This is a genomic window from Aeromonas sp. 604443, from assembly GCF_049170315.1.
GTDB lineage: Bacteria > Pseudomonadota > Gammaproteobacteria > Enterobacterales > Aeromonadaceae > Aeromonas > Aeromonas veronii_A.
Genome location: NZ_JAAKMI010000004.1, coordinates 60,510 through 74,354, shown reverse-complemented (window position 1 = coordinate 74,354; position 13,845 = coordinate 60,510). Strand labels below are relative to the sequence as shown.

Genomic DNA, 13,845 nt, shown 5'->3' with positions numbered 1-13,845 from the left:
GATTGACCTGGGCCCCGTCTGTAATGCGATTATGCTTTATTCGCGCTCTAAGGGGATAGGCGGTTGCTCTGCCTGCCATTGCATCAGTGTTGCTATGGCTCGTGGAACAGCTGATCAGGTTTAAGGGGTGAACAGAGGCGCCATCGCGGGTATCAAGCAATACCCATAAGCCCTTGTCTTTGGAGAATAGCGGGTTGAGCGTGTCAGCTGGCCCAGGTGATGATGTGATCGATCCATTCACCCGCCTGATCCTCGTGAATGACTTTGCCACGGACGGATTGACCAGCCTGATGCATCGCGGAACGACTGCCGGTCAGCAGAGGATGCCATTCTGGAAGAGCGTCACCTTCAGACAGCAGGCGATATGCGCAGGTTGAGGGGAGCCAGTCATATTCGGTGATCTTGTCATGGGTGATCTGCAGACAGTCAGGCTCTTTTTTGAAACGATTGGCGTAATCAGAGCACTGACAGGTCTTGGTGTTAAGCAAATTGCAGGCGACATTGGTGAAAACCAGTTCGTCGGTATCTTCATCGATCAGCTTGTTGAGGCAGCATTTTCCGCAACCATCGCAGAGGGATTCCCATTCGGATTCAGTCATCTGCTGCAGACTCTTGGTCTGCCAAAAGGGGGCTTGCATCATACCGCTCACTTATTACACCTGATAAAACGCGTGGTTATACCCCTTGTTACCCGGTATTTCAAGGAGAGGGTCACTCCGGTGGGCAAATTGTCGTGATCAGCTCAAATGAATGCAATGACTTTCAGCCTCATCATATTGCTCAAACGGGTTCGCTGGTGGGCAGGAAGTCCCGCAGGTTTGAATACTTGGGCTGCATGATTGTCCAGTTCAGGTTTTATTTTCTGCTTCTTTATCCGTTACATCTTTTGATGTTTGTCTGCTTGCAGCAAGCAGGGTCAAATGATCTCCGATGCCTACCGTCAGGCTGTTGCAAGCTTGTCTTTCAAATAAAGCCGCTGGTCACATATTGTTTGCGCCCTTCTGTCACTGCGACCCGCGGGAGAGCCTGCGTAGGCGTTCGTTTTTTGTCTTAATGATTGAGATAGATATCTTGCTCTGAATAAGCCAGCAGAGGTGTGCCGAGGTTAGTCCGTTTTGCGCCAAAGAAGCGGGTGAGTACGCCAGATTGCTGTCCCAGTCGCTGCAGCTTGACGTGATCCAGCTCGATCTGCTCGGGTAGCCAGGTAAATACGGCGGCGCAGTGACCATTGCCCAGACTGCGCTCCAGGGTTTGCTGCCAGTTCTTGATTTTGGGGCTATGTACCACCAGCACTCTCTTGGGATCGATACCTCGCTCTTCCAGACGGCTGACTGTGGGGCGTCCCGGCGGGGCGATCAACAAGATCCAGCCGGTATGAGAGTCACCTAACTTGCTCAGTTCGCTCAGAAACTGATCATCAGACTGGATAGTCACACCATCATGAGCCAACTCCGCTTTGCAGGCGGTTCTGGTTGGCCAGGGCTTGCTCATGACACGATTCATCGCAAAGGGCAGTGAGTGCAGGGGCTGGTTCATATATGGGATTCCTGTATGAATATCCAAGCTGTATGTGCATACAGTAGTTATATCCTGTGGCAGTGACAAGGTGTTTTTGCTGAAAAATGTGATGGTGTTAGCATGTGACGTTAGTAAGACTATGTTTTTAAAAGTTATTTAATATAAAACTGGCTGGGTGTTTTTCGTACTATGGACAAACCTTGCGTAACCGCCCATGGTTATACAGGTCATTTACAGGAGGTGCCGCCATGGATATCAGTACCTTGCAACGTCTTGATGCCAACATCTTGCTGGGCATCATCAATGAGAAGCTAAGGCTTGAGTGTGACGGGTTGGAGGAGTTGCTGGCCTATTACGATATGAGTGAAGAGCAGTTGGCAGGGCGTCTGGATCAGATTGGGTACCATTACGATCCATTGAGCAATCAGTTCAAAGCACATCTTTAAGGATGCAATGATTGCTTCATATTTATACGGTAATTTTTCAGGCACATTGAAACCGGTTTCAATGTGCCGTCTTGCTGCCTATTTTCAGGGATTTTCAAGGCTTGGCAATCTCTGAAAACCTATTCATGCCAGAATATTTTTATTTTTTCATTAAGCTTATGATAATAAAGGGAATGTTTGTTTTTGTGCGATCAATTTAAGGAAAGGGTTTTCAAGCTTTTCAGGCTGTTTTTATCGGTTAAAGTGTGACTTGCGTTAACTTTTAATTCTGCCGCTTTAGTTAGTATTCTCACGCCGGTACATATTTTGAGATAACAACAGCGCCGGTCCCGCAAGCGGGATAACAATTTTATTTGTAACGAAGGAATATGGTTTATGGCTACCAAGAAGAAGACAGACCAGGATCTCCAACTGGATAAAGATCAGCTCAAGGCGAGTATCGTGCGTCACCTGCGTTCTACCTTGGGAACAAGCGAACAGAAAGCCTCTCCCGAAGCGTGGTGGAAAGCCACTGCGGCGGCCGTCAATGAACAGGTGTACGAGCGCCTGACCCGCACTCAGCAGACTCATTTCAAGAAAGATACTCGTGCGATTCACTACCTCTCTGCTGAATTCCTGATGGGAAGATTGACCTCCAACAACCTGCACAACCTCTCCCTCTACAAGACTTGCGAAGAGGCGCTGGGCGAACTCGGCCTGGAACTGACCGACCTGTGCGAACAAGAGCCGGATATGGCACTTGGCAACGGCGGCCTGGGTCGTCTGGCTGCCTGCTTTATCGACTCGCTGGCCACCCTGAACTATCCGGCGGTTGGTTACGGTATCCACTACGAACACGGTCTGTTCCGTCAGGAAATTCAGGATGGTCGCCAGATTGAGCGCCCAGACTCCTGGCGTGAATATGGCAACCCCTGGGAGATCTGCCGTCCCGAGTCGGTGCAAGAAGTGCCGCTCTATGGCTACGTCGAGACCGTGTTTGGTGACAATGGCGGCCTGAAGAAGGTGTGGCACGCCGGTCGCAAGATTAAAGGGGTGCCTTGGGATATTCCGGTGGTCGGTTTTGGCGGTCACACCGTCAACATCCTGCGTTTGTGGGAATCCCGCGCCTCCGAGTTTTTCGACTGGGACGTATTCAACGCCGGTGGTTACATCGACTCCCAGGCTGAGAAAGCCCAGGCCGAGACCATATCCAAGGTACTCTATCCGAACGATGAGACCGATGCCGGTAAAGAGCTGCGTCTGATCCAGCAGTACTTCTTCTGTGCTTGCTCCATCAAGGACATCATGCGCCGCTACAAGCGGGTGCATGGCGCCGACTTCAGCAACTTTGCCGCGCAAATTGCCATTCAGCTCAACGATACTCACCCGACTGTCGCCATCCCGGAACTGATGCGGGTACTGGTTGACGAGGAAGATCTGAACTGGGATGCCGCTTGGGCCATCTGCTATCAGGTCTTCTCTTATACCAACCACACTCTGCTGCCGGAAGCGCTGGAGAAGTGGTCGGTCAGCCTGTTCGAGAAAGTACTGCCTCGCCATCTGGAGGTGATTTACGAGATCAACGCCCGCTTCCTGAACGAGTTGGTGGAGCCCAAGTGGCCGGGCAACGACGCCATCAAGGCCAAGCTCTCCATCATCGAAGAGGGGGCCGTGCGCAAGGTTCGCATGGGCAACCTGTGCGTGATCGGTTCGTCCAAGGTGAACGGTGTGGCCGAGATCCACTCCAAGCTGGTGAAGGAAGATCTCTTCCCCGAGTATGCCGAGCTGTGGCCGGAAAAAATGTGCAACGTGACCAACGGGGTAACCCCGCGTCGCTGGCTGCTGGCCTGCAACCCGGAGCTGGCGGGTCTCTACAACGAAGTGGTGGGCAAGGAGTGGCCGCTGCAACTGGACAAACTGCGTGGCGTGGTGAAATTTGCCGACGACAAGGCGTTCCAGCAGCAGTTCATGACCATCAAACGTCATAACAAAGAGAAGCTGGTCAAGGTCATCAAAGACGAAACCGGTATCGATGTCAGTGCCGAGGCGATCTTTGACGTTCAGATCAAGCGTCTGCACGAGTACAAGCGCCAGCAACTGAACCTTATTCACATCATGGCACTCTATCGTCGTCTGCTGGCCAACCCGGACTATGACATGCATCCGCGTGTGTTTATCTTCGGCTCCAAAGCGGCGCCCGGTTACAAGCTGGCCAAAGACATCATCTATGCCATCAACAAGCTGGCGGATCGGGTCAACAACGATGCTCGTATCCAGGGCAAGCTGAAAGTGGTGTTCATGCCGAACTACCGCGTGAGTCTGGCCGAGAAGTTGATCCCGGCGGCAGATGTCTCCGAGCAGATCTCTACTGCTGGTTACGAAGCATCCGGTACCGGCAACATGAAGATGGCACTCAACGGTGCAATCACCATCGGGACGCTGGATGGAGCCAACATCGAGATCGCCGAAGAGGCGGGGGCCGAAAACTGTGCCATCTTCGGTCTGAACGTGGACGAAGTGAAGTCGCTGAAGGCGCGCGGTTATAATCCGTACGACTTCTACTATGCCAACTCCGAGCTCAAGGCCGTGCTGGACTGGTTTGATACCGACTACTTCACGCCGGGTCGTCCGGGTGAGCTGGCCTCCATCAAGCGCTCTTTGCTGGAAGGGGGAGACCCTTACCTGACCTTGGCGGACTTCCAGTCCTACTCGGATGCACACAAGCTGATCGATACCTGGTATCGGGATCCGGCACTGTGGGCGAAGAAGGCTATCATCAACTCGGCCACCATGGGTAAGTTCAACTCAGACCGTTCCATCCAGGACTATGTGGATCGTATCTGGAAGCTGAAACCCTGCAACATCGGTTGATCACCTCTTAATATGAGAACCCCGCTATGCGGGGTTTTTTTATAGCTGCTTGGATTCGTAAATATTTGTACACCATTTGCAAAAAGCTTGATCATCTGTGATAGATGTACAGGGCATCACATATTATTTTAATGTCGTTATTACCAGCCTTTCCCGGGAACACCTCATCTCATGGCACCCGTATCGCTCATAAGTCTGAAGTCATCATCATGTGTACTCTCGCTGCTGTCGCATGGCACAAGCTGACGATGGTCAGGGATGTGACAGATGGCCGTTGGGGTGCAGGAAAAGAGAAAGCCCCGATGATACGGGGCTTTGTTGGAACCTGGTGTTGATTGAGGAGCCCGGCGAGCGAGCCACCAGCCATCAATGCAGTATGTCGCCCATAAAATAGGCAAGCAGGGTCAAAATGACGGTGAAGACCAGGTTCAGCACCAGGCCGGCCCGCATCATTTCACGCTGCTGGATATGGCCGCTGGCGAAGACAATGGCGTTGGGCGGGGTAGCCACTGGCAGCATGAAAGCGCAGGAGGCACCGACAGCGATCAGCACGGATACGACAATGGGAGAGACTCCCAGTGCCTCTGCGACTCCGGCAAACAGTGGAACCAGCAGAGCGGCGGTAGCGGTGTTGGATACCAGCTCGGTCAGGAACACCACGAAGGTGGCAAGACAGAGCAGGATGACGAAGATCGGCATGGTGGCCAGACCGTTGGATAGGTGCTCCGCCAGGAAGGCGTTGGCCCCGGTCTGCTTAAGGATGGCGCTCAGGGTCAAGCCGCCACCAAACAGCATCAGTACTCCCCAGTCGGTGTTCTGGTTGATGTCATCCCAGCTGGCCACCCGGCTGACGGCGATGGCGATGATGGCTCCCATGGCGATCAGTGTATCAAATTGAGGTATTCCTCCCAGCGCCTGGGCAATAGGCTGGGAGCCAATCCACAACAGCACTGTGGTCAGAAATATCAGCATGGTCACCTTGCGTTGGCCGGTCCACTCTATGGTCACTCGCTCGGTGCTGACCTGATGTGAGAGGTTGGGGCGGGTTACCAGATAGAGCAGCCCGATGCCTACTGGCATGAAGATGAGGACAACAGGAATGCCAAATTTCAGCCAGTCAGTGAAGCCCAGCCCCATCTGGGCGGCCGCAATGGCATTGGGCGGGCTGCCTACCAGGGTGCCGATGCCGCCAATACTGGCGCTGTAGGCAACACCAAGCAATACGAAGACCAGTGTGCGGCGCTCCTTGTGACTGTCGAGACCTTTGAGCATGCCAAGGGCCAGCGGCATCATCATGGCGGCGGTAGCGGTATTGCTGATCCACATGGAGAGTGCCGCAGTAATACTGAAGAGTACGATGGCAGCCCAGCCGAGGTGTCCCTTGGCGAGCTGCATCACCTTACCGGCAATCTGGGTGTCTAGCCCCTGTTTGGATAGCGCTGCCGCCAGGGCAAAACCGCCAAAGAAGAGGAACAACACCGGGTTTGCGAAGTCGGTCAACGACTTGCTCATATCAAACACCCCGAGCAGGGTGGCAAGTACCGGGATGGAGATCGCGGTGATAGTGATGTTGACCGCTTCGGTCAGCCAGAGAATAGCTATAAAGACCAGAATGCCCAGCCCCTTGTTGACCATAGGATCAAAAGGGAGCCAAGCGAGCATGATGCATAGCAGGAGCAGATCCAGGATCACGATCCCGGTCTTGATATCCAGCCAACGAGATGGAGTAGCGGGTACAGCCGATGTGTGCATATCGTTCTCTCGGTTAATTTATGGTTGTTTTTGTGTTGCCGAGATTACATCCATTCACTTGTTTGAAACAGGCTCACATATTGAAAATCAGTCTCTACTCACACACTCATTGATAAAAATGAGGAAATAAATACATAAATCAAACATTTCTGAAACATAAATTAAACATCCATGAACTGTTCCAGCCACTGCTTGAACATGTTCTTGGGCAGGGATCCATTTATCTGGTTCACCACTTTACCCTGTTTGAAGACCATTAGGGTGGGGATGCTGCGAATGGCGTAACGGGCGGCAATGGTGCTCTGCTGCTCGGTATCGACTTTGACAAAGCGCATCCGTGGTTCGAGTTCATGGGCAACATCATGAAATACTGGAGCAAACTGCTGGCAAGGGCCGCACCAGCTGGCCCAAAAATCGACAACGACCGGAATATCGGAGTTGATCAGGGTATCGAAGTTATCCGCCTTCCCGAGGCAAGGGGTTTGGCTGAACAGGGACGCCTTGCAGTGCCCACATTTGGCGGAGTGGGTTACATGGGTGGAGGGCAGGCGGTTTCTTGTAAAGCAGTGGCTACAATAAGTAGTGATAAATGACATAATAGTCTCCTTGAAGATCGGTTCTGGTGGCTGTGATGAAAATAGTGCCAGAGTTAAAATAGTGAAATAACGTTAACACAGCGCTCGGCTGGGGTGGACACTTCCACTCCGAGCTCTGCTCAAGCCGGACAATTCAGCGGCCATTATAAGTAGAGAGTCAAAACGGGATGAATAAAGGATCACGGAAGAGCCCTGTGGTACTGCTGCTTGTTGCTGCCTTGTTGCTCGGCTTCTTGGTTCTTTGCTGGCAACTGCTTAGTCAACAGCAGCGTGCATACAGCCTGAATCAGGCAGCGGAGGCAGTGCTGAACCGGATCAACACCGACAGTGTTTACCTGCTTGGTCGTGAGAGTGCCAATGATAGCAATGTTCAGCAACGGCTCGTCCAGTTATCCGGTATCCTCGATAGCTTTGTTCACAGGGTTCGTAGTGATGCTGAGGTTGAGCAAACGCCTCTTTCACAGAGGTTGCTGCAGGATTTGGATCTCTACCAGATGGAGCTGGCCAGACTGTACAGCATGGAAAAGGCGGTGGAATATATCGTGCAACCCTTTCAGCATCAGCTTGAGAAGGTACGCGCTATCACGCCGGCAGAGAGCCTCTTGCATCGTGATCTCAATGAGTTGGCCCAACTCAGCCATTTTTTGCAACACAGCGCCGATAACCAGTATCAGCAACAGCTGAGCTTGTTGCAGCGTGCTCTTGCTTCCCATTACGGCTCGCAACCCGAGGTGATCACCTTGGTTAACCTGAGCAAGGATTTGAGTCGTCAGGTGATGGCTTATCATACCCTGCGCCATCGTCTCATCGATATGCAGGTGAGCGATAACCTGGTGCGCTGGAAGATGGATAAGCTGGAGCGGGCTTCATCATTGCTGAACCGCTTCTATTTAATGGTGCTTGGCGGTGCCTTGATCAGTTTTGTGCTGGTGGCCTATACCCTATGGCGTCGTAATCAGAAGTTGAGCGAGTTGTCCCGTCAGACGGCCTTGCTGGCACAGGCCAAAAGCGATTTTCTGGCCAATATGAGCCACGAGATCCGCACCCCCATGAATGCCATCATCGGTTTCAGCTCACTGGCACTGCAGACCGAGCTGGATCAGCAACAACGGGACTATCTGGGCAAGATAAAGTCTTCATCAGATACCTTGCTGCTGCTTATCAACGACATTCTCGATCTGACCAAGGTGGAGTCCGGCAAGCTGACGTTGGAGGAGATCGACTTCGATCTCAGCGAGCAGCTCGACTCGCTGGCGGGCATGTTTGCCGATCTGGCGGAGCGCAAACATGTGGAGGTGATCATTCGCAAATCGCCGGAGGTGCCTGTCTTCTTGCGTGGGGATCCTCTGCGGCTGGGGCAGGTTCTGGTCAATCTGGTGAACAATGCCATCAAATTCACCGAACGTGGTGAGGTCGAAGTCTCCATCGATCTGGCCAACTCCCATCCAATGCGGATCCGCTTCAGTGTGCGCGATACCGGCATCGGCATTGCCGAAGAGAAGCAGACCCAACTGTTTCAGGCGTTTACCCAGCTGGAGGCGGGCAATACCCGCAAATATGGCGGCTCGGGTCTTGGGCTCAATATTTCCCAGCGGCTGGTGGAGCTGATGGGGGGGCGGATCACCGTAGAGAGCAAGCCTGGCGTCGGCTCTCTGTTCAAGTTCGATATCCCGATGGCGCAGGCGGTCTACGGTGTGGCTGGACGGAAAGTTTTCTTCGAAAACCAGCCGCTGGTGATGGTGATGGATGACAACGAACTGGTGCTGGATCTGGCTCGGGACATCCTGACTCGGGCGGGTGTGCGAGTGCTGCCGGTCAACTCCCTTTCCCGTGCCCGTCAATTATTGCGTGAAGAGGGGCCCAATCTGCGGTTGGCAATCCTCGACTGGCGCATGGGGCAGGAGGATGGACTCGATCTGGCGCTGGAGATGTATCAGCACAGCCAGTGGCGGCGGATACCCATCCTGATGATCAGCGCCTGGGCCAGAGAGGGGCTGCACGCCCGGATGGACAGCATGGGGCTGACCCATTTTCTGCCCAAGCCGATGACCGAGAATGCCCTGCTGGCCAAGGTGGACGAGTTGCTCAATGGCAGCTCTTATGAACTCAATCTGCGCAAGGCAGAGGCTCAGGGGGATCAGCAGCACTTCAAATCCCTGTTGCAGGGTACCCGAGTGCTGTTGGCCGAAGACAACCGGGTCAATCAGCAGCTCATCATCGAATATCTACGTCGGGTCGATGCGGTAGTGTGCGTGGTTAACAATGGTCGCGAGGCGGTGGAGCGGGTTGCCGAGCAGCCTTTTGACGTGATCCTGATGGACCTGCAGATGCCGGTGCTGGACGGACTCGATGCCACCCGCCAGATCCGCAAAATGGTCGACAAGCACGATGTGCCCATCATAGCCCTCACTGCCAGCGCCATGCATGGAGACAAGGAGCGCTGCCTGGGGGTGGGGATGAATGGTTACGTCACCAAGCCGGTGAGCAAGCTGGATCTTTACAACAACCTGCTGCAGTGGGTGAAGCCGCAAGGGGTGGAGCAGGCGGGGATCATGGAGGTGAAACCGCCGGATATGATGGGGATCCTCGATCTGCAGGATGCCCTCAAGCGGCTGGAGCAGGACAAGGAGGCATTGCAGATCCTGTTCAAGCTGTTTATGTCGGAGCACAAGGACGATCTGTGGGAGATCCGTTCCGCCTTGCGCCGTCAGCAGCCCGAGGTGGCCAGCAAGCTACTGCACACCCTCAAGGGGGTGTCTGCCAATATCTCGGCGGCCCGTCTGCAATTGGTGGCTGGCGAGCTGGAGTGGCGCCTGCGGCAAAACGAGGTGCTGAGCGAGGCGGATCTGGAGCAGTTGCAACAGGTCTTCAGCCAGACCCGGGAAGAGGTGTCACACTTCCTGTTGACCGGTGAGCAGCATGAAAATTCGTATAATCCCTATTCATCAGGGGATGATCGCATGTCACAGTGAATTAAATAGTAATTATTCTCAACCATCCCGGTTCGGGATATGATGAGCTTTCGTTCAAATCGCCTCCAGCCGGAGGCGATTGTTTTCATTGTTCTATTTCTGCGTGGCTTCTCTGATGGCCGCTCCTTGGAGCGGTCACGGGCAGAGAGCGCTAAAGGTTGGTGGTGTGAGCGTATTTCTACGATTGAGCTGGTTTTTCAAGGAGCAGTGGCCCCGTTATCTGGCTGCCATCTCCCTGCTGCTGATGGTGGCCCTGTTGACCGTTATTCCACCCAAAGTGGTGGGCTGGGTGGTGGATGGCATCACCAAGGGCGGTCTCGACAATGGTACCCTGATGCGCTATCTGGCGGGGCTGTTTGGTCTGGGTGTGCTGATTTATCTGCTGCGCTACGTCTGGCGGGTGATGCTGTTTGGTGCCTCTTACCGTCTGGCCTATGTGTTGCGCAATCGCCTGTTCAGCCATTTCACCCGGATGAGCCCAGATTTTTATCAGCGCCACCGTACCGGCGATCTGATGGCCCATGCCACCAATGACATTCAGGCTGTGGAGATGACCGCTGGCGAAGGGGTGCTAACCCTGGTGGACTCCATCATGGTCGGGGTATTGGTGCTCTCCATCATGTGCAGCCAGTACTCCTGGCAGTTGACGCTGGTCTCCTTGCTGCCGCTGCCGGTGATGGCCTATTTCATGAACCGCTTCGGCACCCAGATCTACACCCAGTTCAAGGCGGCGCAAGGGGCCTTCTCCAGGCTCAACAACAAGACCCAGGAGGCCCTTTCCGGCGTGCGGGTGTTGAAATCCTATGCGGTTGAATCGCTGGAAGATGAAGGCTTTGCCGAGCTGACCAAACAGGCGGGGGAGCGCAATATGGCGGTGGCCCGCATCGATGCCAAGTTCGATCCGGTCATCTATCTCTGTATCGGTTGCTCCTACTTCCTCGCGGTGGCGGGGGGCAGTGTGCTGGTGCTGCGCGATGAGCTGACTCTGGGTGAGCTCACCAGCTTCACCATGTACCTCGGCCAGCTGATCTGGCCGATGTTTGCCATCGCCTGGCTGTTCAACATCATCGAGCGGGGCAGCGCCGCCTACTCCCGTATCGAAAGCCTGCTGGGGGAGCGCAGCGATATCGAAGAGCCCGCCCAGCCGGCCGCGTTTACCTCTGCCTTTCCTTTGCAGATCAAAGGGGTGAGCTATCAAGTTGAGCAGCGCACCCTGCTTGCGGATATCGACGTTACCCTCAAGCAAGGGGGGATGCTCGGGGTGGTGGGGCGCACCGGGGCAGGCAAGAGCTCCCTGCTCAAGCTGTTGATGCGCCTTGCCAATCCGACTCACGGTTCGATTGTCATGGGTGGCGTTCCGATTGACCAGCTGCCGCTCGCCACACTGCGCAGCCAGTTTGCCTATGTGCCGCAGGAGCCATTCCTGTTTTCCACCACTATCGCCGCCAATATCGCCCTGGGCAAACCCGATGCGAGCCGCGAGGAGGTCGAACGGGTGGCGCGCATTGCCTGTGTCCACGATGATATCGTGCGTTTCCCCAAGGGCTATGAGACCGAGGTGGGGGAGAAAGGGGTGACCCTCTCCGGCGGCCAGAAACAGCGGCTGGCCATTGCCCGCGCCCTGCTGCTGGATGCGCCCATTCTGGTGCTCGATGATGCGCTCTCGGCGGTGGATGCCCACACCGAGCAGCAAATTCTGCACGCTCTCAAAGCCCATCGTCGCACCCTGATCCTGGTCAGCCATCGCATGACAGCGGTGGAGCAGGCAGACGAGATCCTGGTGCTGGAGCAGGGGGCCGTTAGCGAACGGGGTCATCACGGTGCCCTGATGGCGCACAATGGCTGGTATGCAGATATGGTGCGTTATCAGCGTCTCGAAGAAGCGGTGGAGGAGAGCCTGTGAATCCGACCATTAAACGACTGCTCGCTTACTGCGCCCAGTATCCTCGCTGGCTTATTCAGGCGGGGATCTGTTTGCTGCTTGCCACCGGCGCCGAAGTGGCCGGGCCGCTGCTGATCAAGCTCTTTATCGATGACTATCTGGCGCCTCGCAATATCGTGCTGCCCACCATAGCCCTGATTGCAGCGGGCTATCTGGGTTTGCAGGTGCTGTCGGCGGCGGGTTTCTATTTGCAATCCTTGCGCTTCAATCGCATCGCTCAGGCGGTGGTGCAAACCCTGCGCGAGCAGGTATTTGCTACCGCCATCCGTTTGCCGGCCCGCTACTTTGACAAGCATCGCTCCGGCTCGCTGATTTCCCGCATCACCAACGACACCGAGGCGATCATGAACCTCTATGTGCAGGTGATCGGCTTGCTGGTGCAAAAGGTGGTGCTGTTGTGCGGCATCCTCATCTCCATGGCGCTGCTGGATCTGCGGCTGATGCTGGTCTGCTCCCTGTTGCTGCCCGCAGTGGGTGGGGTGATGTGGCTCTACCAGAAACTGAGCGTGCCAGTGGTGCGAGCGACCCGCAGTCTGCTCTCCGACATCAACAGCCGCCTCAACGAGTCGCTGCAGGGGATGCCGGTTATTCAGGCGATGGTGCAGGAGCGCCACTTTGCCAACGCCTTTGCCGAGGTGAACCAGCAACACTGGTCGGCACGGATCAAGAGCCTCAAGATCAACGGCATTTTGCTGCGTCCGCTCATCGATCTCTTCTACATGATGGTGCTGATCGGCCTGTTGGCGCTGTTCGCCCACGAGGGGGGGAGCCACGCGGGTGCCATTCAGGTGGGTGTGCTCTACGCCTTTATCAGCTATCTGGGGCGGATGATCGAGCCGCTCATCGAGATGACCAACCAGCTTAACCAGCTGCAGCAGGCGATGGTGGCGGGGGAGCGGGTCTTTGCCCTGCTCGATGAAACCCGCGAAAGCACCGAGGGCGTGCTGCGCCCGCTGGAAGGGCGGGTCAGTTTCGAGCGGGTGAGCTTCTCCTACGATGGTGAGCAGCAGGTGTTGCGGGAGGTCAGCTTTGCCGCAAAACCGGGCCAGATGCTGGCGCTGGTGGGCCATACCGGCAGCGGCAAGTCCACCATCATCAGCTTGCTGATGGGCTTCTATCCGCTGGATCAGGGGCAGATCCGCTTCGATGATCACGCACTGGATACCCTGTCGCTGGCGGCGGTGCGCCGCAGCATCGGGTTGGTGCAGCAGGATCCCTTTATCTTCGTCGGCACTCTGGCGGAGAACCTGCGTCTCGGCCGCGCCGGCATAGATGACGCGCGACTCTGGCAGGCGCTGAGCGAGGTGCAGCTGGCCGAGTTTGTGCACAGCTTGCCACAGGGGATCAACACCCTGATGGAGGAGGGTGGCAAGAACCTCTCCGCCGGTCAGCGGCAACTGCTCTCCTTTGCCCGTGCACTGGTGGGAGATCCGCGTATCCTCATTCTGGATGAAGCGACGGCGAGCGTGGACTCCCAGACCGAGTTGGCGCTGTCGCAGGCGATCTCTGCTGCCCGTCGTGGCCGCACCACCATCGCCATCGCCCACCGCCTCTCGACCATCGTCGATGCGGACGAGATCCTGCTGCTCTCCCGCGGTCAGGTGAATGAGCGGGGTACCCATGGTGAGTTGATGGCCCTCGGCGGTCACTATGCCCAGCTGTTCGAGATGCAGAGTCAGGGGGCTTGGCTGGAAGAGAAGCGCGCCTGAGCGGCACATTTGCTGTAACAGCGACATGAACGAAAAGAGGGAACCGGTGCGGTTCCCTCT

9 protein-coding genes are annotated in these 13,845 nt (G+C 55.4%); 5 read left to right on the top strand and 4 right to left on the bottom strand.

All coding sequences use genetic code 11. The annotated features are described in order from the left end of the window. Positions 1–203 precede the first annotated feature (203 nt). Both G5380_RS07895 and G5380_RS07890 read right to left on the bottom strand, forming a co-directional pair. On the bottom strand, positions 204–638 hold the full coding sequence (locus tag G5380_RS07895; RefSeq protein WP_005361134.1) for a YcgN family cysteine cluster protein: 435 nt from the start codon (positions 636–638) through the stop codon (positions 204–206). A gap of 412 nt (positions 639–1,050) precedes the next feature. After that, on the bottom strand, positions 1,051–1,536 hold the full coding sequence (locus G5380_RS07890) for a cell division inhibitor (RefSeq protein ID WP_216978916.1): 486 nt from the start codon (positions 1,534–1,536) through the stop codon (positions 1,051–1,053). 230 nt (positions 1,537–1,766) lie between these two features. On the opposite strand from G5380_RS07890, the gene G5380_RS07885 reads away from it, so the two are divergent. After that, positions 1,767–1,964 carry a DUF4250 domain-containing protein gene (locus G5380_RS07885; protein WP_005333612.1) on the top strand — a complete coding sequence of 66 codons (198 nt, stop codon included), beginning with the start codon at positions 1,767–1,769 and terminating at the stop codon, positions 1,962–1,964. 375 nt (positions 1,965–2,339) lie between these two features. Beyond that, the gene (locus tag G5380_RS07880; protein WP_216978915.1) at positions 2,340–4,814 is read left to right on the top strand and encodes a glycogen/starch/alpha-glucan phosphorylase; all 2,475 of its coding nucleotides are present in this window, start codon (positions 2,340–2,342) and stop codon (positions 4,812–4,814) included. Positions 4,815–5,180: 366 nt separating this feature from the next. On the opposite strand, the gene G5380_RS07875 is transcribed toward G5380_RS07880, so the two are convergent. Together G5380_RS07875 and trxC are read right to left on the bottom strand one after the other, a co-directional pair. Beyond that, positions 5,181–6,566 carry an SLC13 family permease gene (locus G5380_RS07875; protein ID WP_421352618.1) on the bottom strand — a complete coding sequence of 462 codons (1,386 nt, stop codon included), beginning with the start codon at positions 6,564–6,566 and terminating at the stop codon, positions 5,181–5,183. 161 nt (positions 6,567–6,727) lie between these two features. Further along, positions 6,728–7,162 (bottom strand): thioredoxin TrxC, encoded by a 435-nt coding sequence (gene trxC / locus G5380_RS07870; RefSeq protein ID WP_216978913.1) that lies wholly within the window; start codon positions 7,160–7,162, stop codon positions 6,728–6,730. Positions 7,163–7,329: 167 nt separating this feature from the next. Here trxC and G5380_RS07865 point away from each other — a divergent pair, with 167 nt between their 5' ends. From G5380_RS07865 to G5380_RS07855, 3 genes are all read left to right on the top strand, one after another. Beyond that, entirely contained in the window at positions 7,330–10,134 is a 2,805-nt protein-coding gene (locus G5380_RS07865; RefSeq protein ID WP_216978912.1) for a response regulator, read from the top strand. Between the two features lie 166 nt (positions 10,135–10,300). Beyond that, the gene (locus G5380_RS07860) at positions 10,301–12,037 is read left to right on the top strand and encodes an ABC transporter transmembrane domain-containing protein (protein ID WP_266134834.1); all 1,737 of its coding nucleotides are present in this window, start codon (positions 10,301–10,303) and stop codon (positions 12,035–12,037) included. Continuing rightward, a complete protein-coding gene (locus tag G5380_RS07855; RefSeq protein WP_421352617.1) occupies positions 12,034–13,785 on the top strand; it encodes an ABC transporter transmembrane domain-containing protein in 1,752 nt (583 codons plus the stop codon). Before G5380_RS07860 ends, G5380_RS07855 begins: the two co-directional genes overlap by 4 nt. The last annotated feature ends 60 nt before the right edge of the window (positions 13,786–13,845 follow it).

Excerpts from the sequence above, each read along its gene's own strand:
- G5380_RS07895 (WP_005361134.1), bottom strand. The coding sequence starts at position 638 with ATGCAAGCCCCCTTTTGGCAGACCAAGAGTCTGCAGCAGATGACTGAA.
- G5380_RS07890 (WP_216978916.1), bottom strand. The coding sequence starts at position 1,536 with ATGAACCAGCCCCTGCACTCACTGCCCTTTGCGATGAATCGTGTCATG.
- G5380_RS07885 (WP_005333612.1), top strand. The coding sequence starts at position 1,767 with ATGGATATCAGTACCTTGCAACGTCTTGATGCCAACATCTTGCTGGGC.
- G5380_RS07880 (WP_216978915.1), top strand. The coding sequence starts at position 2,340 with ATGGCTACCAAGAAGAAGACAGACCAGGATCTCCAACTGGATAAAGAT.
- G5380_RS07875 (WP_421352618.1), bottom strand. The coding sequence starts at position 6,566 with ATGCACACATCGGCTGTACCCGCTACTCCATCTCGTTGGCTGGATATC.
- trxC (WP_216978913.1), bottom strand. The coding sequence starts at position 7,162 with ATGTCATTTATCACTACTTATTGTAGCCACTGCTTTACAAGAAACCGC.
- G5380_RS07865 (WP_216978912.1), top strand. The coding sequence starts at position 7,330 with ATGAATAAAGGATCACGGAAGAGCCCTGTGGTACTGCTGCTTGTTGCT.